The organism is Bradyrhizobium sp. Gha, assembly GCF_900113735.1.
Taxonomy (GTDB): domain Bacteria; phylum Pseudomonadota; class Alphaproteobacteria; order Rhizobiales; family Xanthobacteraceae; genus Bradyrhizobium.
Genome location: NZ_FOQM01000002.1, coordinates 281,767 through 307,115, shown reverse-complemented (window position 1 = coordinate 307,115; position 25,349 = coordinate 281,767). Strand labels below are relative to the sequence as shown.

At 63.1% G+C, this 25,349-nt stretch carries 23 protein-coding genes; 17 read left to right on the top strand and 6 right to left on the bottom strand.

Annotated elements, in window-relative coordinates; genetic code table 11:
* Positions 1-394: 394 nt before the first annotated feature.
* From BM222_RS04560 to BM222_RS04550, 3 genes are all read left to right on the top strand, one after another.
* Complete coding sequence (locus BM222_RS04560; RefSeq protein ID WP_092227072.1) at positions 395-1,945, top strand: DEAD/DEAH box helicase; 1,551 nt, start codon at positions 395-397, stop codon at positions 1,943-1,945.
* Between the two features lie 23 nt (positions 1,946-1,968).
* A complete protein-coding gene (gene infA, locus BM222_RS04555) occupies positions 1,969-2,256 on the top strand; it encodes a translation initiation factor IF-1 (protein WP_008131890.1) in 288 nt (95 codons plus the stop codon).
* 264 nt (positions 2,257-2,520) lie between these two features.
* Positions 2,521-2,733, top strand: coding sequence for a cold-shock protein (locus BM222_RS04550; protein ID WP_092227071.1), 213 nt, complete (start codon positions 2,521-2,523; stop codon positions 2,731-2,733).
* A gap of 235 nt (positions 2,734-2,968) precedes the next feature.
* On the opposite strand, the gene BM222_RS04545 is transcribed toward BM222_RS04550, so the two are convergent.
* Entirely contained in the window at positions 2,969-3,469 is a 501-nt protein-coding gene (locus tag BM222_RS04545; protein WP_092227070.1) for a pilus assembly protein N-terminal domain-containing protein, read from the bottom strand.
* A 143-nt stretch (positions 3,470-3,612) separates the two neighbouring features.
* Complete coding sequence (locus BM222_RS04540; RefSeq protein ID WP_092227292.1) at positions 3,613-4,440, bottom strand: sterol desaturase family protein; 828 nt, start codon at positions 4,438-4,440, stop codon at positions 3,613-3,615.
* 255 nt (positions 4,441-4,695) lie between these two features.
* On the opposite strand from BM222_RS04540, the gene BM222_RS04535 reads away from it, so the two are divergent.
* The 10 genes from BM222_RS04535 (at position 4,696) to BM222_RS04495 (ending at position 13,576) form a co-directional block, all read left to right on the top strand.
* Complete coding sequence (locus BM222_RS04535; protein WP_092227069.1) at positions 4,696-4,860, top strand: Flp family type IVb pilin; 165 nt, start codon at positions 4,696-4,698, stop codon at positions 4,858-4,860.
* A gap of 71 nt (positions 4,861-4,931) precedes the next feature.
* Entirely contained in the window at positions 4,932-5,078 is a 147-nt protein-coding gene (locus BM222_RS40885; protein ID WP_177243013.1) for a hypothetical protein, read from the top strand.
* Between the two features lie 95 nt (positions 5,079-5,173).
* Complete coding sequence (locus tag BM222_RS04530; RefSeq protein WP_092227068.1) at positions 5,174-5,698, top strand: A24 family peptidase; 525 nt, start codon at positions 5,174-5,176, stop codon at positions 5,696-5,698.
* A 125-nt stretch (positions 5,699-5,823) separates the two neighbouring features.
* Positions 5,824-6,621: a Flp pilus assembly protein CpaB gene (gene cpaB / locus BM222_RS04525; RefSeq protein ID WP_177243012.1), complete on the top strand. Its 798-nt coding sequence runs from the start codon at positions 5,824-5,826 to the stop codon at positions 6,619-6,621.
* An 11-nt stretch (positions 6,622-6,632) separates the two neighbouring features.
* Positions 6,633-8,096, top strand: coding sequence for a type II and III secretion system protein family protein (locus tag BM222_RS04520; RefSeq protein ID WP_177243011.1), 1,464 nt, complete (start codon positions 6,633-6,635; stop codon positions 8,094-8,096).
* Between the two features lie 20 nt (positions 8,097-8,116).
* Entirely contained in the window at positions 8,117-8,851 is a 735-nt protein-coding gene (locus BM222_RS04515; protein WP_092227065.1) for a CpaD family pilus assembly protein, read from the top strand.
* Entirely contained in the window at positions 8,848-10,113 is a 1,266-nt protein-coding gene (locus BM222_RS04510; protein ID WP_092227064.1) for a CpaE/TadZ family protein, read from the top strand. Before BM222_RS04515 ends, BM222_RS04510 begins: the two co-directional genes overlap by 4 nt.
* Before the next feature lie 21 nt (positions 10,114-10,134).
* Positions 10,135-11,598: a TadA family conjugal transfer-associated ATPase gene (locus tag BM222_RS04505; protein ID WP_092227063.1), complete on the top strand. Its 1,464-nt coding sequence runs from the start codon at positions 10,135-10,137 to the stop codon at positions 11,596-11,598.
* A gap of 16 nt (positions 11,599-11,614) precedes the next feature.
* The gene (locus BM222_RS04500) at positions 11,615-12,592 is read left to right on the top strand and encodes a type II secretion system F family protein (protein WP_092227291.1); all 978 of its coding nucleotides are present in this window, start codon (positions 11,615-11,617) and stop codon (positions 12,590-12,592) included.
* A 9-nt stretch (positions 12,593-12,601) separates the two neighbouring features.
* Entirely contained in the window at positions 12,602-13,576 is a 975-nt protein-coding gene (locus BM222_RS04495; protein ID WP_092227062.1) for a type II secretion system F family protein, read from the top strand.
* 130 nt (positions 13,577-13,706) lie between these two features.
* Here BM222_RS04495 and BM222_RS04490 read toward each other — a convergent pair whose 3' ends face one another.
* Both BM222_RS04490 and BM222_RS04485 read right to left on the bottom strand, forming a co-directional pair.
* A complete protein-coding gene (locus tag BM222_RS04490; protein WP_092227061.1) occupies positions 13,707-14,519 on the bottom strand; it encodes a tetratricopeptide repeat protein in 813 nt (270 codons plus the stop codon).
* A gap of 192 nt (positions 14,520-14,711) precedes the next feature.
* Positions 14,712-14,915: a hypothetical protein gene (locus BM222_RS04485; protein WP_092227060.1), complete on the bottom strand. Its 204-nt coding sequence runs from the start codon at positions 14,913-14,915 to the stop codon at positions 14,712-14,714.
* 189 nt (positions 14,916-15,104) lie between these two features.
* On the opposite strand from BM222_RS04485, the gene BM222_RS04480 reads away from it, so the two are divergent.
* Complete coding sequence (locus tag BM222_RS04480; RefSeq protein WP_092227059.1) at positions 15,105-16,481, top strand: leucyl aminopeptidase family protein; 1,377 nt, start codon at positions 15,105-15,107, stop codon at positions 16,479-16,481.
* The gene (locus tag BM222_RS04475; RefSeq protein WP_092227058.1) at positions 16,471-17,313 is read left to right on the top strand and encodes a C40 family peptidase; all 843 of its coding nucleotides are present in this window, start codon (positions 16,471-16,473) and stop codon (positions 17,311-17,313) included. The genes BM222_RS04480 and BM222_RS04475 overlap by 11 nt, the downstream gene beginning before the upstream one ends.
* Before the next feature lie 212 nt (positions 17,314-17,525).
* Here the strand turns inward: BM222_RS04475 and BM222_RS04470 are convergent, their stop codons facing one another.
* Positions 17,526-20,858, bottom strand: coding sequence for an adenylate/guanylate cyclase domain-containing protein (locus BM222_RS04470; RefSeq protein WP_092227057.1), 3,333 nt, complete (start codon positions 20,856-20,858; stop codon positions 17,526-17,528).
* Between the two features lie 231 nt (positions 20,859-21,089).
* The gene (locus tag BM222_RS04465; RefSeq protein ID WP_092227056.1) at positions 21,090-22,076 is read right to left on the bottom strand and encodes an ABC transporter substrate-binding protein; all 987 of its coding nucleotides are present in this window, start codon (positions 22,074-22,076) and stop codon (positions 21,090-21,092) included.
* Between the two features lie 479 nt (positions 22,077-22,555).
* Between BM222_RS04465 and BM222_RS04460 the strand changes: the two genes are divergently transcribed.
* Positions 22,556-23,683 (top strand): substrate-binding protein, encoded by a 1,128-nt coding sequence (locus tag BM222_RS04460; protein ID WP_177243010.1) that lies wholly within the window; start codon positions 22,556-22,558, stop codon positions 23,681-23,683.
* 32 nt (positions 23,684-23,715) lie between these two features.
* Positions 23,716-25,221, top strand: a complete 1,506-nt coding sequence (locus BM222_RS04455) for an adenylate/guanylate cyclase domain-containing protein (RefSeq protein WP_092227054.1) — start codon at positions 23,716-23,718, stop codon at positions 25,219-25,221.
* Positions 25,222-25,349: the final 128 nt, after the last annotated feature.

Sequence of the window (25,349 nt, the reverse complement as noted above, 5' to 3'; positions counted from 1 at the left end):
AGTTGTTGATAAGACTTGATAATTTTGACGCAAACGAAGTTTCGACGCGGTCTATCCGCCCAAATATTGGGCGGACAAAATGTATGCTTATGCGGCAATCAGCCTATTTTATGAGCAAAATCTACCTATTGGCTAAATTTCCGGCATTACTATTTTTGCACGGCAATCGACGCCAGATGAAGCCTGCCTTGAAAGCGCCCCCTCGATGTTCCATATAGTGGTGTAGATCGCTCGCGAATCGAGCGGTCATAGCGAGCCGCGTGTTCTTAAGCCCGTACGGGCCTCTGGCTTGCCCCATATCTCCCAGGCCATCCGACACCCCAAACACGCAGGTGTCTTCTCGACACCCTTTTGCGCGCGCCCCGCCGATTGCGTAGGGCCGATCGCATTTGACATGGAAAGAACCCATCTTTTGACTTCGTTTCAGGACTTCGGCCTCGCCGAACCCATCGCACGTGCTCTCGCCGAAGAGAATTACGTCACCCCTACCCCCATCCAGGCCCAGACGATCCCCACGGCGCTGACCGGCCGTGACGTCGTCGGCATCGCCCAGACCGGCACCGGCAAGACAGCGTCCTTTGCGCTGCCGATCCTGCACCGCCTGCTCGAGAACCGCATCAAGCCGCAGCCCAAGACGGCCCGCGTCCTGGTGCTGTCGCCGACCCGCGAGCTTTCGGGGCAGATCCTCGACAGCTTCAACGCCTATGGTCGCCACATCCGTCTATCCTCGACGCTCGCCATCGGCGGCGTGCCGATGGGCCGCCAGGTCCGCGCCCTGATGCAGGGCGTCGATGTGCTGGTCGCCACCCCCGGCCGCCTGCTCGACCTCGTGCAGAGCAACGGACTGAAGCTCAGCAGCGTCGAATTCCTCGTGCTCGACGAGGCCGACCGCATGCTCGACATGGGCTTCATCAACGACATCCGCAAAATCGTCGCGAAACTCCCGATCAAGCGGCAGACGCTGTTCTTCTCGGCCACCATGCCGAAGGACATCGCCGAACTCGCCGACGCCATGCTGCGCGATCCGGCGCGGGTCGCGGTGACGCCGGTCTCCTCGACCGCCGAGCGTATCAATCAGCGCATCATCCAGGTCGATTTCTCGGCCAAGGCCACCTTCCTGACCAAGCTCCTGAAGGACGAGCCGATCAACCGCGCGCTGGTCTTCACCCGCACCAAGCACGGCGCCGACAAGGTCGTGAAGACGCTCGAGAGGACGGGCATCGCCGCCAGCGCCATTCACGGCAACAAGTCGCAGAACCATCGCGAACGGACGCTCGCGCAATTCCGCTCCGGCGAGATCCGCACCCTGGTCGCCACCGACATCGCCGCCCGCGGCATCGATGTCGACGGCATCACCCACGTCATCAATTACGACCTGCCCAATGTGCCCGAGACCTACGTGCATCGCATCGGCCGCACCGCGCGCGCCGGCGCCGACGGCACCGCGATCTCGCTGGTGGCCGGCGGCGAGGAGCTCGGCTATCTGCGCGATATCGAGAAGCTGATCCGCGTGGCGCTGCCGCGCGAGGACCTCCGAACCGATGCGGGGCGCCGCGATGCCGGTGCTCCCCCACCGCAGCAACGGCAGGGCCGGCCGGGCGGCCGCCCGGGCCAGCGTCCGCAAGGCGCACGCCACGGCGACGGACGGCGTAACGATGAACGGCGCGGAGACGGACGCCACCACAGCGCCGGCAAGCCGAGCGACGGACGGCCCGGTGAGGGCCGCCATGGCGAGGCGCGACACCTCGACGGACGGCCCGGCAACAACGCGAAGGGGTCGCGCCGTCCTCGCTCCGGTGGAAAGATGCATTCTTCGGCAAACGACCGCCCGGAACAGCGCTCCGCGCATAGCGCCGGAGCGCCCGATGGGATACAAGGCGTGGCCTTTTTGCGCCGTGAGAGTCGGCCGAATGGCCACCCGAACCGCAAACCCCATTCGCACTAGCCGTCCACGACCTGGAGAAATTCATGGCTAAGGAAGAGCTGATCCAGTTCGAAGGACTGGTCACCGAAATCCTCCCCGACGCGCGCTACCGCGTGCAGCTCGACGCCGGGCACGAGATCGTCGCCTACACCGCCGGCAAGATGAAGAAGAACCGCATCAAGACGCTGGCGGGAGACCGCGTGACGGTGGAGATGTCGCCCTACGACCTCGAAAAGGGCCGGCTGATTTTCCGCCACAAGGACGAACGGCCGAGTGGGGTGGGCGGACCTCCCCGCCCCGGACAACGCGGCGGCCAATTCCGTCGCCGTTAATGGTTCCCCGCGCGTCAGCGTGGAATAAAGCTGCTGATTGAACGCTGATCCGCCGTGGCTTCACGGTGGATCAAAAAATCGTGCGCGTCAGGATTGTTTTGGCGCCTTGATTCCAATAAAATGAACACATCGATTTTCGGCCGGACGATATTAGCATCCACCGGTATAGCCGGTTCAGACACGCTGACGACCCTTCCAAAATTCGATCTAACCGGCCTGCGCGAGCAGGCTCTTGCATTGTGTATCTGAGAAGGGACTACCCCTGTGAGCATGGGAACCGTGAAGTGGTTTAACGCAACCAAGGGCTATGGCTTCATCCAGCCCGATGATGGCGGCAGCGACGTGTTCGTTCACATCAGCGCCGTCGAGCGCGCCGGCCTCGGCTCGCTGCGCGAAGGCCAGAAGCTTTCCTACGAGATCGTCGCCGATCGCCGGTCCGGTAAGTCGGCCGCCGACAACCTCCGCGACGCCGGCTGATCTCCAGCGCGCATCCTCGCAGGACGCGCAAGGATCAGGGCAAGCGCCTGGAATATGGAAAAGGCCGTGCGGGATGCACGGCCTTTTTCGTTCTTGGTGTCTTAGAGAGTGCGAACTGGCCCGAGCGAACCGTTAAGACCTGTTAACCACGCTGCCTCTGCGCGGTTACCGACGCGCCGGCGCCCGCGCGGGACCAGAGGTCCCGCCGGTTGCCGTGGCCGCTTGATTTGCCTTGCTAGTTCGTCTTTGCGGCCGCCGCGCCGCCGGTGCCGCTGGCATTGCTGTTCAGCGCACCAGCCTGACTCATGGTGGTGTTGAAGTAGGTGTCGCTGTCGCCGAGCGTAACCCGGCGCTGGCAGAGCGGCATGCAGCTGTAGGACTCCCGATCGACCCCGCGATAGACGGTGACGAGCCGGTCGCTGGGGCCCTCTACCTGAATCTGCCGGTCGACCAGGATCTCTCCGCCGCGATCGAGCGCGATGAAATTGGTGGCACCGTAGCCTTTGCCTGTGACGACGATCATCCCGCCAGGCTGGAGCGTGACATCGGCGATCAAGGGATTACCGACCACGATCGTCGCCACTTTGCCGGGCAGCCGAACGAGCTTGGCCTGGTCGACATTCACGGCGATGGTATCGATGGTGGGCTCGGCAAGGCCAATCGAAGGCGAAGCCAGCACACTGGTCGCAACCAGCAGACAGATGCGCGCATGACGGCGCAGGAACACTTTACGCATACTCTTACCCCGGGACGTCACAAACCGGCAGAATCGATCACCAAGCGGAGCCGGCGCCCGACCCGGTTAACCTGCCTGTAATTCGTGAACGTTCCCCAAATTCGCCGACTATTGTTCTAACGGACTGACGTTTTATGGCCCGCCTATTGCCGGAACGGATAGGCAAGCTGGCCGGCGATCTCCTTCGGCATGGCCGCTTCGTCCTTGCCGTAATCCTTCGGCAGTTCGCCCATCGGCATGCGGAAGGTCCCGAACAGCACGTCCCAGATCGGGAAGGTGCCGGCGAAATTGGTGTCGCCGCCCTCTTCGAGCGCAGTGTGGTGCCAGCGATGGAACACCGGCGTCGCCAGCAGATATCTGAAAGGCCCGAAGGTCCAGTTCAGATTGGCGTGCACGAAGGCCGAATGGAAGGTCGTGAACGGGCCGACCCAGATCATCACGTTCGGCGAAATGCCGGCCATCAGCAGTACGACGTCGACGCCGATCGTGCCGAGCATCAGATTGACCGGATGGAAGCGGGCGGCCGAAATCCAGCTGATCTCCTCCGAGGAGTGATGGATCGCATGATATTTCCAGAACTCGCCGCCATGAAACAGCCGGTGCAGCCAGTACAGCATGAAGTCGGCGAGTACCAGGAACAGCACACCTTGCAACCAGAGCGGCAGCTGCGACAGCGGCCCGTGCCCGTTGTCGTAGAAGGCGATCAGCTCGTCGGCGTCGTGGATGTTGAAGAAGAAGCCGGCGGTAACGATCAGGAGTCCGATCCGCATGGTGCGGGCGAACACCGGAACGAAGAACCAGTAGCAGATGTCGGTTACGATCTCGCGCTTGCGCCACCAGGACGGACCGGGATTGCAGGCCCAGAAATGCTCGAGCACCGTGAACAGGACTGCGAGCATGAAGGTGACCGGAATCACCTTCTCGATGGTCTCGCCGAGCATCAGGGCGACTTGCATGGGCAGGCTCGACATCATCGCTTCTCTTCCTTGCGGCTGATCTCTCTACGCCTACTCCGCTAAATTTAAGGGAGGATGAAGTTGACGCCACGTTCCGAACCGAAGGAATTGCGATAATCGCCTTAAGGTGAAATTCACTTTGGCCGAAAGCATCGCGCGAGACGCGGGTTTGACCGATCGAATTAACTCGACCGAAAGAGCTCGGCTCACATGGTCGTCACGTCAATGCAGCGCCGAACGAGGCGACCACACCCAGATGGAGTTTAGTCCATGAAGAACCTGATTGCGCGTTTCGCCAAAGATGAATCCGGCGCCACGGCCATCGAATACGGCCTGATTGCCGCCGGCATCGCGCTGGCCATCATCACCGTCGTCAACCAGCTCGGCACCTCGCTGAACACCAAGTTCGGCTCGATCAGCTCCTCGCTGAAGTAAGCCGACCGGGAAACGAACGGCAAACGCCCCGGATCTCCGGGGCCTTTGTTTTTTGGACGGGGCGAGTTCCAGTGGCGTTGCGTAAACACAGGACCGCTGCCGCGGTTGCGGCGAGCGAGGCGGACACGGCGCGCATCGACACGTCGGCCTATTGGGTCTGCCTTGCGCTGCTGCTCGCCGTAGCCACGCTCGCAATACGCATCGTCAGCATGTGGTGAGGCCGCCGACACCCGTTGTCGGTTTGTTTAGCACTGCCTTCTAGCATGCGCCGGCGCCCCGATCCGGCAATAGACCCAGGCCCAAGACGCAGCCAATGATCCTCGACCTCGCGCGCCTTCTGCTCTTCCCGGCCCTGATGGCGTTCGCAGCCGCCAGCGATCTCTTCACCATGACCATCTCGAACCGCGTCTCGCTGGCGCTGATCGCCGGCTTCTTCGTGCTCGCCTTTGCCGGTGGGATGGCACCATACGAGGTGCTCAGCCATCTCGGCGCCGGCGCGCTGATCCTCGTCGTGGCTTTCACCTGCTTTGCGATGGGCTGGATGGGCGGCGGCGACGCCAAGGTCGCGGCTTCCGTGGCGCTCTGGTTCGGCTTCGCGCAATTGATGGACTTCCTGCTCTACGCTTCACTGTTCGGCGGAGCGCTGACCCTGCTCCTGCTCCAGTTTCGGCAATGGCCGTTGCCTTACGGGCTTGCCGGCCAGGCCTGGCTCGCACGGCTGCACGACAAGCAGACCGGCATTCCCTATGGCATCGCGCTCGCGCTCGGCGCGCTGCTGATCTACCCCGAAACCGAGTGGGTGAAGGCGATCGATCTCGCTCACCTCGCGCTGCGCTAGACGCCGCGATAACCCGGCGTTAAGGCGATTTAGATACGCCTCATTAACCATGCTTTGACGAATAGCTGGTCAACTGCCGAATACGGCGGCGGCAGCGTCGCGGCGTTCTGTGGAAAGTGAAGCGTATGAATAGGGCACGCATAGTCGTCCTGACGGTCGCCATCTGCGCCGGCGGCTTCGCCGCGTATCTGGCGAGCGGCTCGGACTCTGCGCCGCCTCCAGCAGCTCCCGTCGCGCAGCTTCCCACCACCGACGTTCTGGTCGCCAAGAACGACATCGGTCTCGGCCAGACCGTGAAGCCCGAAGACGTGCAGTGGCAGACCTGGCCGACCGCGACAGCCAGCTCCACCTTCATTCGCCGCAACGAGCGCCCCGACGGCGCGACCCAGGTCGCCGGGTCGATCGCGCGTGCCCCCTTCATCCAGGGTGAACCGATCCGCGACCAGAAGCTGGTGAAGGCCGATGGCTCCGGATTCATGGCCGCGATCCTGCCATCAGGCATGCGCGCGATCTCGACCGAAATCTCGCCGGAAACCGGCGCCGGCGGCTTCATCCTGCCGAACGACCGGGTCGACGTGCTGCTGACGCGCCGCCTCAAGAACCCCGATCAGACCGGCGGTGGCCAGGACATCATCAACACCGAGGTCATTTTGGTGAACGTCCGCGTGCTCGCCATCGATCAGGCTCCGAAGGAGAAGGACGGCCAGAACACGGTGCTCGGCAAGACCGTGACGCTGGAACTCAATCCCGCGCAGGCCCAGCAGCTCGCGTCGTCCCGCCAGGCGGGAACGCTGTCGCTGGCGCTGCGCAGCATTGCCGACGTCAAGTCGACCGAGATCACGCTCGATGACTCCGCGCAGAAGCGCGACGGCATTTCGATCATTCGCTACGGCGTCGCAACCCAGGCGACGAAGGCACGATGAGGACAGTCGATATGAAATGCAGGGCAAATCCGACGACGATGCGGACCTCGATCGTTCGCGCCCTGTCGTTCTCGGCCGCTGTCGCGCTGGCGCTGACGCCCGTGATCGCCGCTGATTACCGTGCCGCAGCGCCGGTTGCGGCCGACGGCCAGATGAACGCGCGCTTCCTCTCGCTCGGCGTCGGCAAGTCGATCGTGATCGACCTGCCGCGCGACATCAAGGACGTGCTGGTCGCTGATCCCAAGATCGCCAATGCGGTGGTCCGCTCCGCCCAACGCGCCTACATCATCGGCGCCTCGGTCGGCCAAACCAACATCGTGTTCTTCGATTCCGCCGGACAGCAGATCGCGGCCTATGACATCGCGGTCAAGCGCGACCTCAACGGCGCACGCGCCGCGCTCAAGCAGATACTGCCCAATTCCGACATCCAGATCGACGGCCTCGGCGACGGCATCATCCTCACCGGGACGGCGGCCAATCCTGTCGAAGCGCAGCAGGCCAACGATCTCGCCGCACGCCTCGCCGGTGGGCCCGACAAGGTGGTGAATTCGATCGTGGTCCGCGGCCGCGACCAGGTCATGCTGAAGGTGACGGTTGCCGAAGTCGCGCGCAACATCGTCAAGCAGCTCGGCATCGACCTTTCCGCAAACCTCAACTACGGCACCTCGGTGGTGAGCTTCAACAACTCCAATCCGTTCACCGCACTCGGCCACAATCTCGTGGACGGCAATAGTCTGACCACGAAGTTCGGCGCAACCCCGTCGGTGCAGGCGACGCTCCGCGCGATGGAAACCGCGGGCGTGATCCGCACGCTGGCCGAACCGAACCTGACCGCAATCTCGGGTGAATCGGCGACCTTCATCGCCGGCGGCGAATTCCCGGTCCCGGCAGGCTATGCCTGCGATCCCACCACGCATGTCTGCACCACCCAGATCAGCTTCAAGAAGTTCGGCATCTCGCTCAACTTCACCCCTGTCGTGCTGACCGAGGGCAAGATCAGCCTGCGGGTGATGACCGAGGTGTCGGAACTCTCCAACGACAATGCGATCACACTGTCGCAAGCCGTGACCTCGTCGTCGGTCAACTCGCTGACGGTACCTTCGATCAGGACGCGCCGCGCGGAAACCTCGCTCGAAATTCCCTCCGGCGGCGCGATGGCGATGGCCGGGCTGATCCAGCAGCAGACCAAGCAGGCTGTCAGCGGATTGCCGGGCCTGATGCAGCTGCCGATTCTCGGCACGCTTTTCCGCAGCCGCGACTTCGTCAACAACACGACCGAGCTGGTCGTGATCGTCACGCCTTATGTCGTTCGCGCAGCCGCGCCGAAGGACTTGTCGCGGCCGGATGACGGCTTCGCGACGCCGTCGGATCCGCAGGCCGAACTGATCGGCAACATCAACCGCATCTATGGCGTGCCGGGCCGGTCCGAACCGGCAAAGAACTACCGCGGCACCTACGGCTTCATCACCGACTGACGCGGAACGGGGACCCAGTTATGATCACACCACGACCCCACACCCGCCACCGCGCCGCCGGCCTCGGTGGTGTGCTCGTCGGTATCGCGCTCGCGCTCGGCGGCTGCCAGCATGACGAGGTGGCCACCGGCTCCATTCCCGACGACTACAAGCAACGTCATCCGATTGCGATCGAGGAGCAGAACCGCTCGATCGTCGTTTTCGTCGGCCACGCCCGCGGCGGTTTGACCGCCGCCCAGCGTGCCGACGTGATGGGCCTGGCGTCGACCTGGATGCACGAAGGCACCGGCGCAATCCACATCGATGTGCCCACGGGAACGCCCAATGCGCGTCCGGCGGCGGAATCCATGCGCGAGATTCAGGCCATGCTGGCGGCGGCTGGCGTTCCCCCGCGCGGCATCATCACCCGCCCCTATCAGCCGGAAGACAAGCAGTTCCTGCCGCCGATCCGCCTGACCTATTCGAAGATCGCGGCGGTCGCAGGCCCCTGCGGCCTCTGGCCGGAGGATGTCGGCCCCTCCATGAAGAACAAGAGCTGGTTCGAGAACAAGGACTATTACAATTTCGGCTGCTCTTATCAGCGGAACATGGCGGCCATGATCGACAATCCGTCGGACCTCGAGCAGCCGCGGCCTGAGACCCCCGCCTACACGGCGCGGCGTATCACCGCCTTCGAGAAATACCGCAAGGGCACTACGACGACGACCACCTATCCCGAGGCCGAGAAGGCCAAACTCAGCGACTCCGGCAAATGATCAGCTACGCGCGCCAGACTCAGGAAGAGCAGCCGGAGGCCCCGTCGCCGGCCGAGGAGCATATTGCGCCCGCGCCGCGTGTCTCGGTCCAGGCATTCTGCGAAACCGTGGAGACCGCCGCCGCCGTACAATCGGCCGGCGAGGATCGCCGTCTCGGCAAGGCCCATCTGAAAATCCAGATGGGCGGCATGGCAGCCGCAATCGAAGCTTATCGCTCGGCGCCGACGCCGAACGTGATCGTGCTCGAGAGCGATGCCCGCAACGATTTGTTGACCGGGCTCGACCAGCTCGCCACCGTGTGCGACGCCGGTACCCGCGTGGTCGTGATCGGCAGCATCAACGATGTCATGCTCTATCGCGAGCTGGTGCGCCGCGGAGTCAGCGATTACGTGCTTGCACCGGTCAGCGCGATCGACGTCGTGCGCTCGATCTGCAACCTGTTCTCGGCGCCGGAAGCCAAGGCGGTCGGCCGTATCATCGCCGTGGTCGGCGCCAAGGGTGGCGTCGGCGCCTCCACCGTCTCCCACAACGTCGCCTGGGCGATCGCACGGGATCTCGCCATGGACGCGGTGGTCGCCGATCTCGACCTCGCCTTCGGGACCGCCGGGCTCGATTACAACCAGGACCCGCCCCAGGGTATCGCGGATGCCGTGTTCTCGCCCGACCGGGTCGATACGGCCTTCATCGACCGCCTGCTGTCGAAATGCACGGACCATCTCAGCCTGCTGGCGGCGCCTGCGACGCTCGACCGGGTCTATGATTTCGGCACGGACGCCTTCGATGCCGTGTTCGACACGCTGCGCTCGACCATGCCCTGCATCGTGCTCGACATCCCGCACCAATGGTCGGGCTGGACCAAGCGCGCCCTGATCGGCGCCGACGACATTTTGATCGTGGCGGCACCTGATCTCGCCAATTTGCGCAACACCAAGAACCTGTTCGATCTGCTGAAGGCCGCGCGTCCGAACGACCGCCCGCCGCTGTACTGCCTGAACCAGGTCGGCATTCCCAAGCGGCCCGAGATCGCCGCCACCGAATTCGCCAAGGCGATCGAGAGCCAGCCGGTGGTCTCGATCCCGTTCGAGCCGCAGATCTTCGGCGCGGCTGCCAACAACGGCCAGATGATCGCGGAGATCTCCGCCAATCACAAGTCGATCGAAATGTTCCTCCAGATCGCCCAACGCCTGACCGGCCGGAGCGAGACGAAGAAACAAAAGTCGTCCCTGCTTTCACCGCTGATTGGGAAGTTGCGGGGAAAATAGGCCGCCGCATGGAGTTGTTAAGTGTTCGGTAAGCGTAGCGGAACAGACACCGACTTTCGGGCTCCCAAGCCCGGCGCCGTGTCGTCAGAGCCTGCCACGGCTCCGGCGCCGACGGTGTCGCGCGCGCCGCCCCCGCCGGCCGTTGCCTCCCCGCCGCTCGCCCCCTCCCGGCCCGCGCCGGCCATGGAAAGCCGTCGCTCGGACAATTATTACGAGGTCAAGGCGACCATCTTCGGCGCGCTGATCGAGGCCATCGACCTCGCCCAGCTCGCCAAGCTCGATTCCGAATCCGCGCGCGAGGAAATCCGCGACATCGTCAACGAGATCATCGCGATCAAGAACATCGTGATGTCGATCGCCGAGCAGGAAGAGCTGCTCGACGATATCTGCAACGACGTGCTGGGCTATGGTCCGCTCGAGCCGCTGCTCGCCCGCGACGACATCGCCGACATCATGGTGAACGGGGCCGGCACCGTCTTCATCGAAGTCGGAGGCAAGATCCAGCGCACCGGAATCCGGTTCCGCGACAACCAGCAGCTCCTCAACATCTGCCAACGCATCGTCAGCCAGGTCGGCCGGCGCGTCGACGAATCTTCGCCGATCTGCGACGCCCGCCTCGCCGACGGCTCCCGCGTCAACGCCATCGTGCCGCCGCTCGCGATCGACGGTCCCGCGCTCACCATCCGCAAATTCAAAAAGGACAAGCTGACGCTCGATCAGCTGGTCAAGTTCGGCGCGATCTCGCCGGAAGGCGCGGAAATCCTCCAGATCATCGGACGTGTCCGCTGCAACGTGCTGATCTCCGGCGGTACCGGCTCTGGCAAAACCACGCTGCTCAACTGCCTGACCAACTACATCGAACATGACGAGCGCGTCATCACCTGCGAGGACGCAGCCGAACTTCAGCTCCAGCAGCCCCACGTGGTCCGGCTCGAAACCCGTCCGCCCAACATCGAGGGCGAAGGCCAGGTCACCATGCGCGAGCTGGTGCGCAACTGCCTGCGTATGCGTCCCGAGCGCATCATCGTCGGCGAAGTCCGCGGCCCGGAAGCATTCGATCTGCTCCAGGCCATGAACACCGGCCACGACGGCTCGATGGGAACGCTGCACGCCAACAATCCCCGCGAAGCGCTGTCGCGCTGCGAATCCATGATCACGATGGGCGGCTTCTCCCTGCCCTCCCGCACCATTCGCGAGATGATCTGCGCCTCGATCGATGTCATCGTCCAGGCCGCGCGTCTGCGCGACGGCTCGCGCCGCATCACCCACATCACCGAGGTGATGGGCATGGAAGGCGATACCATCATCACCCAGGACGTCTTCCTGTACGACCTGATCGGCGAAGACGCCAACGGCAAGATCATCGGCAAGCATCGTTCGACCGGCATCGGACGCCCGAAATTCTGGGAACGTGCGCGCTATTACGGTGAAGAGAAGCGCCTTGCCGCAGCCCTCGACGCCGCGGAAGCGGGGCCGAAGTCGTGAGCAGGTCGGCACAGCGATGAACATGCAGGTCCTTGCCCTCGCTTTTCTGGCCACCGCTGCCGTCGGCGGCATCGCCTGGGTTTTCCTCTACCCGATGCTGTCAGGCGAGCGGAAGGCCGAAAGTCGCCGCGCTTCGATCGGGCGCGCCGATGCGCCCGCAGCCAAGCAGGCCGAAAAGAGCCAGCGATCGCGCCGTGAGCAAGTCGAAAGTTCGCTCAAGGATCTCGAGGCGCGGCGCGCACAGGAGAAGAGCGTTCCGCTCAACATCCGCCTGTCGCAGGCCGGCCTCGACTGGACGACGCAGAAATTCTGGATCGTGTCCGGCGTCGTGGCGGGTGTGTTTTTCTTCGGCGCGCTGTTCGGCGGCGGCGGCCTGCTCGGCGCTGCCGGTCTGGCCTTTGCCGGCGGCTTCGGCCTGCCGCGCTGGGCACTGGGTTTCCTGAAGAAGCGTCGCGAAGACAAATTCCTGAAGGCGCTGCCCGACGCCGTCGACGTCATCGTCCGCGGCATCAAGGCCGGCCTGCCACTGTTCGAATCCATCAAGGTCGTCGCGGCCGACGCGCCGGAACCGCTGCGCAGCGAGTTCCTGGCCATCATCGAGACGCAGGCCATCGGCATGCCGCTCGGCGACGCCTGCTCGCGGCTCTACGACCGCATGCCGCTGCCCGAGGCCAATTTCTTCGGCATCGTGGTGTCGATCCAGCAGAAGTCGGGCGGCAATCTCTCCGAAGCGCTGGGCAATCTCTCCAAGGTGCTGCGCGACCGCAAGAAGATGAAGGAAAAGATCCAGGCGATGTCGATGGAGGCCAAGGCCTCGGCCGGCATCATCGGCTCGCTACCGCCGATCGTGATGTTCCTCGTCTATCTCACCACGCCTGGCTACATCTCGCTGCTCTGGACCCATCCCACCGGCCAGCTGATGCTGGTCGGCTGCGTCGTCTGGATGTCGATCGGCATCATGGTGATGAAGAAGATGATCAACTTCGATTTTTGATGGTGCCGTATGGTTGATTTGCTCGTCACGAAGCTGCACGACGTCCACTTCATGACCATGTTGCTGGCGGCCATCGCGGCCAGCGCCACGGTGTATACCTTGGTCATGCCGATGTTTGGCGGCGAAGGGCTCGCCAAGCGGATGAAGGCCGTGGCGAGCGAGCGCGAGAGAATCCGGCAGCGCGAGCGCGAACGCCTCCACAAGAGCGAGAAGGTCTCGCTGCGCCAGACGCCCAAGCAGCTCGTCTCCAAGGTCGTCGAGGACTTCAACCTCACCAAATGGCTGGCGCAGGAGGCTGCGCGCGACAAGCTGATCATGGCGGGCTATCGCGGCCAGGCACCCTACATCACCTTCCTGTTCGCACGCATGGTGACGCCGCTCGTGCTGTTCATCGGTGCGGTGATCTACGTGTTCCTGATCGCCCACATGGACCGCCCGATGCCGATCAAGATCGGCATCTGCGTCGGCGCGGCTTATCTCGGCCTGCAGGCGCCGATGCTGTTCCTGAAGAACGCGATCTCCAAGCGTCAGCTCTCGATCAAGCGCGCCTTTCCCGATGCGCTCGATTTGCTGCTGATCTGCATCGAATCCGGCATGTCGGTGGAGATGGCGTTTCGCAAGGTCGCCACCGAAATCGTGGGACAGTCGATCGCGCTGTCGGAAGAATTCACCCTGACCACCGCCGAGCTGTCCTACCTGCAGGACCGCAAGGTGGCGTACGAAAACCTGGCGAAGCGCACTGGGCTCGAAGGCGTCAAATCGGTGTGTCTCGCGCTTCAGCAGGCCGAACGCTACGGCACCCCGCTCGGGCAATCATTGCGCGTCATGGCGCAGGAAAACCGCGACATGCGCATGAACGAAGCCGAGAAGAAGGCTGCCGCGCTGCCGCCGAAGCTGACAGTGCCGATGATCCTGTTCTTCCTGCCGGTGCTGTTCGTCGTCATTCTCGGACCGACAGGTATCAAGATCTCCGAGCTGCACTGAGGCCGGACCAAAACCGCGAAAACAACCCCATGCACAGTAGCCGGCCACCGCCGGCGCCCGTGGCATCTGGATCGCGGCAAACCTTCGAACTGTCGGGCGAAATTCACGTCATCGCGCCACAGGCGGCGGATCAGCCGGGCTGGCTGAGCGAGGCGACCGGCGTCCGCTTCGATCCACCACGCGGGCCGTCGTGGCGGTTCAGCATGTCCTTGAGATAGGCGACATTCGCCGCCGCCTCGTCCGGCGGCAGGTCCGCCTTCACGATGCTCTCGGCTTCAGCGAAGCGACCCTGGAGCCCGACCACCAGGCCGAGATTCTGCCGCACCCGCGAGCTCGCACGCGGCGAAGCGTAAGCCTGCCGCAGCGTCTCTTCCGCCTTGGGCAGATCGCGCGACAGCATGTAGGACAGGCCGAGATTGGACAGCACGCCGGGATCGCCAGGCGCGATCTTCAGGGCGCTCGTATAATAGGCGCGCGCCTCGTCGTGGCGCCCCATCTGGTCGAGGCAGGTGCCCTGCACCGAGAGCAGGCGCCAGTCCGGATTGTCGGGCGAATGCGCCTTCGACAGCACGTCGTAGGCCTGCTGGAAATTACCGTTGTCGGCGAGCGCGCGGCCATATTGGGCCAGCAACGGCTTGTTGCCGGGGTTGGCGATGGTCGCCTGCTCGAGCACGGCGGCAGCCTGGGCGCGCTGGCCGTTGGCACGCAAGGCCTGCCCGTAGGCCAACCCCGTTTCGGGATCCCTGGGGTTGGCGCGGTAGCGCTCGCCATAGACTTCGACGGCGCGCGCCGGATCGGCAGGCGCCGCTTCCGCCCTTGGCCCGATCGATCCGGTGACATCGGAGAGCTTGGAGGTTGCCGTGCAGCCGCCGAGGCCCGCGGCCACCAGCGCGATCAGCGAAGCGGAGGCGAGAAGCCGGACTGGGCAGAACCGTTGACGCATGACGCTTTTGACTCTCGAGCCTGATGATCGAGCCGAATGCGTCAGCAATAGACTGTTAACCCTAATGGCCGGTTAACGCCGGGAGCCGCCGCTCTCCGGCGCATGCCAGATCGTCACGATTGGCGCGGAGCCGCTCGCAAGCGTCGTCAGGCTCGCACTGTTGGAAGTCCTCAGCTGTTTCGTGAGGCGCGATCAATATTGGATGGCAAGACGCTTGCGGATCTCGTCGATGCGCTTGTCGAGTGCATCGAACCGCGCGTGAACCGAACGATCATGCAGATAGAAGACGTAACCACCTGCGAGGAACGCGAAGACCCAGTGGTGATGCTCGACATAGCCAAACAGCGCCTCGACCACCTGGCCAACGAATGTGATCCCGCTCCACACAAATTCCATGGCGACTCCTCCCGGCACGCTTCGTCTTCGGTTGCCGGCGTTCTCTGCGCAGCGAACAACCACTGCCGGAACCTAGCATGGCTGCATCTGCGCGAGTAGCGGCTCACCGGGCGGTGACCGCAAAGCCGATTGCAGCCGCGGCCAAACTCTGCGAAGTCTGCTGCAGCCGAATGACCTCCGAGCCTGCCAATGCCTTCCGTTTTCGCGACATCGACCACGGCCACCCCGATCACCTTCGCCACCAAGTCGGGCTGGGAGGCCCTGCGCGAGGCGCTGCCGCCAGCGCAGCGCCAATACGCCATGGCAAACGCCTTCGCAGCCAAGCCGGGCGGCTATCTCGCGCTGCCCGCGCCCGACGGCACGATCGCGCAGGTGCTGTTCGGCCTCGAGGACGACGGCACCAGATCGCGCGATCTGTTCCGGCCGGGCGCGCTACCCGGCCTGCTGCCGCCGGGCACCTATCGGTTTGCCAATGCACCGCATGATACACGACTGGCCGCGCTGGCCTTTGCATTGGGGAGCTACCGCTTCGCCCGTTACCGCAAGGCCGAGAGGCCCGAGGTCCGGCTGGTCGCGCCTGAAGGCGTCGACGTCGCCGAGATCGACCGCATGGCCGGCGCCGCGATGCTGGCGCGCGATCTCATCAACACGCCGTCCAACGACATGGGGCCGGCGGAGCTTGCCGCCGCCGCGAAAGCGCTCGCAGAGGAGTTCGGCGCGAGCTATTCCTGTACCATCGGCGAGGAGCTGGAAAAGAACTTTCCGCTGATCCACGCCGTCGGCATGGCCTCGAGCCGCGCGCCACGCCTGATCGACATCGGCTGGGGCGACCCCGCCCATCCCAAGGTGACGCTGGTCGGCAAGGGTGTCTGCTTCGACACCGGCGGGCTCGACCTGAAACCGTCGAGCGGCATGCTGATCATGAAGAAGGACATGGGCGGCGCCGCCAATGTGCTGGCGCTGGCGCGCATGGTGATGGATGCGAAGCTGAAGGTGCGGCTGCGTGTCCTCACTCCTGCTGTCGAGAACGCGGTCGCCGGCAATGCCTTCCGCCCGCTCGACATCTTCACCTCCCGCAAGGGCATCACGGTCGAGATCGGCAACACCGACGCGGAGGGCCGGCTGGTGCTCGCCGACGCGCTGGCGCTGGCCGACGAGGAGAAGCCGGAGCTGCTGATCGATCTGGGCACGCTGACCGGCGCCGCACGCGTCGCGCTGGGGCCGGATTTGCCGCCCTTTTACACCCATGATGAGACGCTGGCGGCCGACGTGGCGCGTTGCGCGGCGAAGGAGAACGATCCGTTGTGGCGCATGCCGCTGTGGCCGCCTTACGACGCGTGGCTGGATTCCAAGACCGCCACCATCACCAACGCCCCATCGGGCGGCTTTGCCGGCTCGATCACTTGCGCGCTGTTTTTGCAGCGCTTCGTCGAGCACGCCAAGAGCTGGCTTCACGTGGATATTTACGGCTGGACGCCGTCGGCGAAGCCGGCGCGGCCCGAAGGCGGCGAATGCCAGGCCGCCCGCGCCATCTACAAGGTGCTGAGCGAGCGCTATGCTGGATAAGCGGCTGACCCCGGCGCGCGGCGACCTCGCCGCCAAATATCTCGAGGGCCAAGTGCAGGCCGATCGCTTCGTGACCGGCGAGGAATTCGAGGTGATCGCACCGATCGCGCCGGTACGCGAACAGCCGTCATCGAACGCCATGCTGATGACGGAAGCGCTGCGCGGCGAGCGCGTCACGGTCTATGATCACAACGGCGAGGGCTGGGCGTGGGGCCAGCTCGGCGGCGACGGCTATGTCGGCTGGCTGCCCGATGCCGCGCTGATGAAGCCGGCGGCCGCACCGACACACAAGGTGAGCGCGCTGCGCACGCTCGCCTTCCCCGGACCCTCGATCAAGCTGCCGCCGGCCGATGCGCTGGTGCTGGGATCGAAGCTCACGATCGTGCGGGAGGATGGCCCTTTCGTCGTCACGCGCGAAGGGACATTCGTGCCGAAGGGTCACCTCGCGCCGCTCGACCATCACGAGGGCGACTTCGTCGCGGTCGCCGAGCGCTTCGCCGGCACGCCCTATCTCTGGGGCGGCAAGAGCAGCCTCGGCATCGATTGCTCCGGCCTGGTCCAGGTCTCGCTGACCGTATCAGGCACCGGCTGCCCCCGCGACAGCGACATGCAGCAGGCCGGTCTCGGCCGTGCGCTGGAGCCCCATGAGCGCAATACGCTACAACGCGGCGATCTGATCTTCTGGAAGGGCCACGTCGCCATCGTGCGCGATAGTCGCACGATGGTGCACGCCAACGCGCATCACATGGCAACGATGATCGAGCCGATCGCGCCGGCCATTGCGCGGATCAAGGCGACGGGCAGCGAGGTCGTGGCGATCAAGCGGCTGTAGCTCGCCTGGTCGTAAATCGGGCGCGTTCGCTTTGCTCTCGGAAGGCTACATTGAAGCCGCTGTGGCCAATGTCTTAGGCGACATGTGCAGTGCAAAAAAGCGCAAGTTTATTCGATGATCTCATCGGCACGCAGCAGGAACGAAATCTGCGCGCTTTAAATTGATCGAAGCGCATTGGGTCGCCTTTGTCTCTTTCACTCTGGCCTGCTCCGTCACGCCTCCAGCAGCACCTTGGCGTCTTTGAGGTCGGGCGAGTCGAAACCTTCGGCGAAGTAATTGTAAATCGGCGCGAGAAGGTCGTGAGCCTTCTGCCGCTCGCCGGTGTCGACCCAGAGCTTGGCAAGGGAGTTCGCCGCGCGCAGCTCCAAGGATCGCGCTGATTGGTTCCGGGCGACCTTCATCGCCTGGTCAAACGCCGTCGAAGCCTCTCGAATTTCACCTACGTCTCGCGCGATTTCGCCGCGAACCCGATGGTTCTCCGCCCACCAGAGGTGCTCGTTGGACCGCTCGATCATCTGAAGCGAACTGTCGAGCACGGCTCTTGCCTCGAGAAATTGACGATCGATCCGCAGTAAATCGGCGAGGCACACGTGCCATGCCGAAACCAGGAACCCGCCCCACAATGAGTGAAACTCATCGATGCCGCCCCGCAACCATGCAAGGCCACCAGAAGCGTCGCCGCTCCGACCCAAACACCATCCGTGGCCGATCTTCCCCAAAGCCAGCCAATGCGAAAACCCGTGCTCTTCACAATGAGCGATGAGCTTCGGCGTCAGACTGCGAAGCGCTTCGAGATCGTGGGTGCACAGATGGAGGAACGTAGCCCACCCGTAAGCCAGGGCAAGGTTGGGCGAATGTTCGGATTCGATTGCAAGACGGATGGAAGCCTCGCTGGCCGCGAGTGCTCCGGATAGTTTTCCCTGAAACCAGAGGGTCCATGAGAGATAGCCGTTGCAGGTTGTCCCTGGATCATAGCCGTAAAGCAAGGTGTTGCCCCGATGCTTCTCAGGCTCATAGAGGGCTAGAGCGTCTCGAAGCCTCTGCTCTGCGGTTGAATGCTCGGCCATGTAGACAGCTGTGGAGCCAAGCAGCCGATACGCCTCGATGAGCATTGCCGTGTCAGCCTCTTGCCGAGCGAGAGCGAGGCACTCCTCAGCGAGGGCCTTGGCGCCGAGCCAGTCAGCGCGTCCTGCCTTCGCTGTCCAGAGCCCGAAGAGGATCTGAAACATCTGCCGCGTGTCGCCGCCCCGTTGACACAGGTCGCGGGCCCGCAGCAACGTCGCGACCAGCTCGTCGCTGCCGTAGCCCTTGGCGATCCGGAGGACGACAGCTCGAGTTGTGAGGAATTTTATCGCCTCTTGGCGGACCTCAGTCGAATCCGGCATTGAGTCGAGGAGCTCCAAGCCGCGAGCAAGATGGCTTAGTGCCTCTGCGTTGCCCGAGCGTCGGGCTGCTTGCTGTCCAGCCTTCAGCCAGTAGGTCACGGCCTTATGAAGGTCGCCGCTTTCCGTGCAGTGACGCCCCAGCAGCTCCGGCTGGCTCGCAGCGATCTCGGTGAATTGCGTTTCGAGCGTCTCGGCAATACGGGCATGAAGCTCACGTCGCGGCTCGCGCAGCAGCGTGCCATAGGCGGCGTCCTGCACCAGCGCATGCTTGAATAGATAACGTGCATGTGGTGGCATGCCCTGCCGAAACAACAAGCGGGCCGCAATGAGCCGATCGAGAGCGGAATTTAATTCTGTCTGCGGCTTGTCTATCAACGCGGCCAACAATCCGTGAGAGAATTCCCGACCGATCGCAGCGCCGATCTGAGCCACTTCCTTAGCGGGCCCGAGCCGATCGAGTCGTGCCATCAGCGAAGCGTGCAAGCTTGCGGGGACGGCCAAGGCCGGGAAAGGAGCCGCCGCAGCAACATGCGCGGCCGCGCCCTCGCTCTCCGCCTCCAGTACCGCCTTGGTCATCTCCTCAACGAACAGGGGAATGCCGTCGGTTCGCTCGATGATCTCCAGTCGAATGCTTGCCGACAGGAGATTGTTGCCAACAATGCGGTCAATCATTGCGGCTATGTCGCGCTGTTCCAGCCGATTGATAGTCAGCGCGGTCACATGCGGCTGTCCGATCCAGGGCGGATCAAATTCAGGCCGGAACGTCACGATCAGCAGCACCGGAAGGGTCGCGATCCGATCTACGACCTGATCAAAGACTTCCAGACTTGTAGGGTCGATCCAATGCGCATCCTCGGCTATCATCAGTACGGGATTTTGGCGAGTTAGGGCCGCGAGTTGCGAAACAAGCGCTTCCAGCGTTCTTGCCTTGCGGCGCTGTGGGGTCAATTCAAGTGCGGGATAGCGGCCATCGTTCGGAAGCGACAGCATCTCGGCAAGGATCGCGATGTCTTCGATCGGGGTCGAGGTCCGCGCAAGTACGGCATCAAGCCTGTCCCGCTTTGCTCGCGGTGTGTCGTCGTGCCTGAAGCCGGCGGCCCGTTCCATCTGACCCATGATTGGATAAAGCGCGCTATCCGTGTGCTGTGGGGAGCAAAAATAACGCAGACGCGTGTGCTGTTCACCGGCGACGCGTTCCAGCAGCGCGGCTGTGAGCCGCGACTTTCCAATGCCGGGCTCGCCGGACAGCAGGATGACCTGGCCTTCGCCGGCCTTTGCTCTGGACCAGCGCCGAAGCAGCAATTCCAGCTCTTCTTCGCGGCCGACGAGGGCCGCGAGGTGACCGCCATGCAGTGCGTCGAAGCGGCTCTCAGCTGAGCTTGGCCGCAGCGCAGCCCAGACAGGCATTGGGCGCGCGATGCCTTTAAGGGATCGTGTCCCGAGCGCTTCGAGTTCAAACAGGTCGCCCAGGAGCTTGCGGGTGGACTCGGCGATGACCACTGCGTTTGGCTCAGCGATGCCTTGCAGGCGCGCGGCGAGGTTCGGCGTTTCTCCGATGATGCCGCGCTCCTGTGCCTCTCCCGATCCGGTCAGATCGCCGACGACCACCAGGCCGGTCGCAATACCGACGCGGGTTTGCAGCGGAACAGATGATTTGAGCCTGCCAAGTGCGGCGGTCGCTTCTAGTCCTGCGCGCACGGCCCGCTCGGCGTCGTCCTCGTGCGCCTGCGGATAGCCGAAGTAGACGAGCACGCCGTCACCCATGTACTTGGCGACGAAGCCGCCGAAGCGACGTACGGTCTCCGTGACGCAATTCTGATACGCTGCAATCACCTCGCGCAAATCCTCCGGGTCCATGCGCGCGGACAGCGCCGTCGAGCCGACTAGGTCGGAAAACATTACGGTGACTTGACGGCGCTCCGCGCCATCGCGAGGCCTCGCCTCCGAGCCGACAACGGGTTGAGCGACCGGCTCGCCGGCTCTCGCAAGTTCGGCGATGGCTGCAAGCATTATCCGGCGATGCCCGAGCAGGACACCGATCTCCTTGAGGTCTTGATCGGTCAGATGGCGGAGAGCTGCGATACCGATCCCGTTTTCGGCAAAGCGTTGCGCATACTCGGACATGCCGAGTCTTTCGAGCCAGTCCACAATCTGCTGCATCGCGGTACCCTTCCCAGGATTACCCCGACCGACTGCCTACATTATCCTGCTCGTCCGGTAATTGCAGCCTTCTCCCCACCGGCTCATGTCCGGTAGGGATCATGAGGGTCGTCCTCTGCACCCGACGGCGGCCTGCCCACTTCCGCTCTGCCCTGTTTGCGACCGAGATCGCGCGGCGGTGCAATGTGTCGCGACGGGCCAATTCCGCACTCAACTCCCCACCATCAAAACCTACTCGATCACCTCGTCGGCTCTGGCGACCAATCCGGCCGGTATTTCGAGGCCGAGCGCCCTTGCTGTTTTCAGATTGATCGCGAGGACGAATTTCGTCGGTTGAGAGACGGGGGTATCCGCTATCTTAGTGCCACTGAGAACCTGGCCCACGGCATCAGCAAAGCGGTCCGCATAATCGCTCCAGTCCGCCGCGTAAGACAGGAGTCCGGGACCGTTCTCGACAACGTCGGGAGACCAACCAATCGAAGGTAACCTATATTTCAAGGCTAAATCAGCGATGAGTTTTCTGTAAGTGAAATTACCACCCAGCCCGTTAAACATGAGCGCGTCTGCGGACTGCTGGCCTATGGTCTCAAATGCTCGACGATAGTCCTCTTCCTCCGCCCAATGGTCCATCGGTATGCCGATAATTGAAATGCCCGAATTGCGCCCAGCCTGGACTACCGCATGCCCCCAAGTCCCTTCCCAATCGTAGCGGTTTGAAAGATAGGCGATGCGGGATGCAGTTGGGACGGCCTGCCGCAGGATGTCGAGGTGTTTTCCCTGCATCTCGATCCCGGCGTCCCAGGCGACACCGCTGATATTGCCTTCCGGCCGAGCAGGGTTGCGCACAAATCCCGCGTCGAGCGATGGCATTTGCCAAAGAATCGGGATCGTGGATGTCTCTTTAGCGACCTGCGCTATGAGCTGGTTGTCCCAGGATACCACGATCACATCGGGCTTTGCCTGGACAGCCTTGCGTGCGATCTCTGCGTAGCGTTCAGGCCGATCCTCAGCGAAATATCCATCTGCGATCAAATTCTTGCCCTCGATGTAACCGAGCTGGTGTAAGCGATCGAATATCCGGATCGCAACGGGTCCCCGCGGCGACCGCTTGAAATGATTGCAAAACGCCAGCCGGTAGACCCTGTTTGGCTCAGCAGCTCGCACGGCGGTGGCCGTTGTCGTCGCCAACAATCCTGCAAGAAGGTCCCGCCGTCGCATGCGCCCCTCCCTCCACGAACCCACGCCTGTGGGATGAGAAGGTTAGCACTTTCTCATGCGCGAGAGCGATAAATTGAGGACTGCAGGTCGCCTTCGGGTCTCACAAGCTACCCTCGGCAGCCCATAGCCAGTATCGGCTCCAGTCCCGGAAGCGGACCTTGCGGTGTGCATGGCGTGGGTCAGCAACTTCACAGGAACGGAAAATGTCGGAAACTGTTTGTCGGGCCAAATCGTTCGGATGCGCGCATCGGCTACTTGCGACAAGGGCGGAGCCGAGGATACATTAAACGCGTTATCAGCACGGGCAGCTCGACGCACCGACTTTCTGATCGCGCTTGCGATGCGGCCGATTTGGCCACTCGGTAGCGATAGTTTGCAATCCGGCGCGTAGGCGGATGCGGGTTTGCCGACACCGCCGGAATTGAAGTAGAGGAGCGGAGCAACGGCTGGCGCGCGCAAAGCTCATGGGAGCACCTGCCATGACACAAGCGTCCATCAAAGTCGGCATGATCGCGGAGGAGACCGGAGCACTTTCGTTCATGGGCCGCGCCAACGCCAACGTGGCAAGGATGGTGGTTGACGAGATCAACGCCAGCGGCGGTCTGCTGGGGCGGAAGATCAAGCTCTATCTCGAGGACGGTGCAACGACCGACGCCGTCGCGGCGGCCAAGGCGACCAAGCTTGTGTCGCAGGACAAGGTGGACGTGATCTTCGGCGGCATCTACAGCTCGACGCGGCAGGCCATCAAGGGCCCCGCCGTCGTGAAGGGCAGGACGCTCTACATCTACCCCGAGCAATACGAAGGGCAGGAATGCGACCCGCTGATCTTCTGCACCGGACCGGTGCCGGCGCAGCAGCTCGACCCCCTCATTCCCTGGCTGATGCACAAGACCGGTGCCAAGACATTTCACCTGCCGTCCGCAGACTACATCTGGCCGCGCGTGATGAACGAGAGGGTCCGCCAGCTCGTCATCGCCAATGGCGGCAGCATCGTCGGCGAGGAATACTATCCCCTCGATCACTTGGAGTACGAAGAGACGGTTGGGAGGATCATGGCCAGCGGCGCGGAAGTGGTCTTCAACACCATCGTTCCGCCTGGAGTCGTGCCCTTCTTCGCGCAACTCCATAATGCCGGTTTTCAGAACCGCGGTGGACAGCTGATCTGCACCTATTTCGACGAGAACCTGCTCGGCCTGCTGCCCGCGCCGCATGTGGAAGGCCTCTACGGCTGCCTCGACTTCTATCAGAACGTCAGCGATCCCTTCAGCAAAACGCTGCTCGGCGCGTACAACAAACGCTATCCCGGCAAAGAACAGTTTACGGGAGGCAGCGCCTGCTCCGGCCTCTACCGTGGGATGAAGCTCTGGGCGGCGGCCGTGAACGAGGCCGGCTCGCTACGCCAGGAGGACGTCATTGCGGCGCTCGATCACGCCGGGATCGCCGAGGGGCCGGGCGGTCCGGCGGAAATGGTTCCGGGCCAGCACCACGTCCGCATGAACATGTATATCGCCCAGGCGAAGAGCGGCCGTTTCGAGATCGTCGAGAGCTTGGGGGCCATCGATCCGGACGAGGCGATGGTGCCGTCCGTCGCGGAGGGAGACCGGTAGCGTAGTCGGCCCATCAAAAAGGGGTGCTTGAGATGAGTGTCCTGTCCCCGGTCAACGAGAGCCTCCTGAGCCAGCGCCTCGGCGCGCTCAGATCGGTAAAAAGCTGGGCGCCGAATGTCCTCTCGGAGCTCGAAAAGCTCATCCGTACTGCCGACGACTATGATCTCTTTCGCGTCAACCCCATCCAATACGGCGGCCTCGTCGGCCTGTCCGAGGCGGACGCGATAGAGCTGTTCGTGCACACCGCCAAGGTGGGCCTGTTCGACATGGACTGGCTGCTCATCTGCGCCTATTGCCCGCAGGTCGCCGGCAGCTTTCGCGAGCTCGATCAGGTCCATCCACGCTTTCAGTGCGCGTTCTGCAACGCGATCAACGATGTGTCGCTGGACGACTACATTCAGGTCACCTTTACGGTCTCGAGTGGCGTGCGCGACATCATATTCCGCCATCCCGAAATGCTGTCTGTCGAGGATTTTTATCTGCGCTACAACTTTTCCAAGGGCTTCATCGCTCCGCACGGGATGACGCACCAGCAGCTCGTTGCTGCCCTCTCACGAGGATTCGCCGATATCAAGGCCCATGAGCGCCGCAGCTTCGACTTCGATGTCACGGCTGGCCGTTTCGAGGTGCTGGACCTCTGCCATAAACTTCTTTTAGTCTTCTTCGCGGGCGGGGAGCCGGCAGAACCGCAGGGGACGCTGGTCCAGCTCGAGTCGGGCCGCTTTGTGCTACCGGACCGGCCCACGGCGCCGAGAGACATGGTCCTCGGGGACGGACGCTTTTCGTTCCGGCAGACGGCCGATCTCAGCCCAGGCAAGCACACCATCCGGATCGAAAACCGCAGTGACGATCGCGGTCGCTTCTGGTTCGTCCAGTATCCCCCGGGTTTCGAGCCCCATCTGGTCGAATATGAGCCGTTTCTTTCCGGCAAGCGGTTGCTGCTCACCCCGAGCTTCCGCGAACTCTACAAGGCGCAGCTTGTTGATGAGGGCGAGAGCATCAAAGTCTCAGACATGACTTTCCTGTTCACCGATCTGAAGCAGTCGACCCCGCTGTATGAAAGCGTGGGTGACGTGAATGCATATTTTTTGGTTCGTCAACACTTCGAGATCTTGAACACGATCATCCGGGAACGATCCGGCACCATCATCAAGACGATCGGCGACGCGGTCATGGCCGGGTTCGAGCGCCCCCAGGATGCGGTTTGCGCCTCCATCAAGATGATCGAAGAACTGTCCAGGTTCAACCGGACCGCTTCGCGGCCGCTGGGCCTCAAGGTCGGTGTCCATAAGGGGCGGGCGATTGCGGTGAACCTCAACGACCGGATCGACTATTTCGGACAGGACGTGAATATCGCCGCACGCGTGCAAGGTCTCGCCGAAGTCAACGAAGTGTGCATCAGTGCAACGGTGATGGAGGCGCCGGGGGTCAGCGACATCGTCAATTCACGCTCGGTGTCGCGCAACTACGAGAACCTGAAGGGCATCGGTCAAAAGATGGAAGTCCATCGCATAACAATCACGCCGAGGCAGACATAAACGACCGCGGTGCTGCCGCGAGGCGAAGGCCGACGGTTCCTCGACGACAGACCGAAATCGTCGGCTCGGGGTCAATCGCGACGGTTTAGCTCGATCAAGTTAGCCTACCCCTGACAGCCGACATCTCC

Coding starts and splice junctions, on each gene's coding strand:
- BM222_RS04560 (WP_092227072.1), top strand. CDS start 395: ATGGAAAGAACCCATCTTTTGACTTCGTTTCAGGACTTCGGCCTCGCC.
- BM222_RS04455 (WP_092227054.1), top strand. CDS start 23,716: ATGAGTGTCCTGTCCCCGGTCAACGAGAGCCTCCTGAGCCAGCGCCTC.
- BM222_RS04475 (WP_092227058.1), top strand. CDS start 16,471: ATGCTGGATAAGCGGCTGACCCCGGCGCGCGGCGACCTCGCCGCCAAA.
- BM222_RS04460 (WP_177243010.1), top strand. CDS start 22,556: ATGACACAAGCGTCCATCAAAGTCGGCATGATCGCGGAGGAGACCGGA.
- cpaB (WP_177243012.1), top strand. CDS start 5,824: ATGAATAGGGCACGCATAGTCGTCCTGACGGTCGCCATCTGCGCCGGC.
- BM222_RS04540 (WP_092227292.1), bottom strand. CDS start 4,440: ATGTCGAGCCTGCCCATGCAAGTCGCCCTGATGCTCGGCGAGACCATC.
- BM222_RS04500 (WP_092227291.1), top strand. CDS start 11,615: ATGAACATGCAGGTCCTTGCCCTCGCTTTTCTGGCCACCGCTGCCGTC.
- BM222_RS04545 (WP_092227070.1), bottom strand. CDS start 3,469: ATGCGTAAAGTGTTCCTGCGCCGTCATGCGCGCATCTGTCTGCTGGTT.
- BM222_RS04485 (WP_092227060.1), bottom strand. CDS start 14,915: ATGGAATTTGTGTGGAGCGGGATCACATTCGTTGGCCAGGTGGTCGAG.
- BM222_RS04535 (WP_092227069.1), top strand. CDS start 4,696: ATGAAGAACCTGATTGCGCGTTTCGCCAAAGATGAATCCGGCGCCACG.
- infA (WP_008131890.1), top strand. CDS start 1,969: ATGGCTAAGGAAGAGCTGATCCAGTTCGAAGGACTGGTCACCGAAATC.
- BM222_RS04490 (WP_092227061.1), bottom strand. CDS start 14,519: ATGCGTCAACGGTTCTGCCCAGTCCGGCTTCTCGCCTCCGCTTCGCTG.
- BM222_RS04465 (WP_092227056.1), bottom strand. CDS start 22,076: ATGCGACGGCGGGACCTTCTTGCAGGATTGTTGGCGACGACAACGGCC.
- BM222_RS04520 (WP_177243011.1), top strand. CDS start 6,633: ATGAAATGCAGGGCAAATCCGACGACGATGCGGACCTCGATCGTTCGC.
- BM222_RS04510 (WP_092227064.1), top strand. CDS start 8,848: ATGATCAGCTACGCGCGCCAGACTCAGGAAGAGCAGCCGGAGGCCCCG.
- BM222_RS04495 (WP_092227062.1), top strand. CDS start 12,602: ATGGTTGATTTGCTCGTCACGAAGCTGCACGACGTCCACTTCATGACC.
- BM222_RS04480 (WP_092227059.1), top strand. CDS start 15,105: ATGCCTTCCGTTTTCGCGACATCGACCACGGCCACCCCGATCACCTTC.
- BM222_RS04470 (WP_092227057.1), bottom strand. CDS start 20,858: ATGCAGCAGATTGTGGACTGGCTCGAAAGACTCGGCATGTCCGAGTAT.
- BM222_RS04530 (WP_092227068.1), top strand. CDS start 5,174: ATGATCCTCGACCTCGCGCGCCTTCTGCTCTTCCCGGCCCTGATGGCG.
- BM222_RS04515 (WP_092227065.1), top strand. CDS start 8,117: ATGATCACACCACGACCCCACACCCGCCACCGCGCCGCCGGCCTCGGT.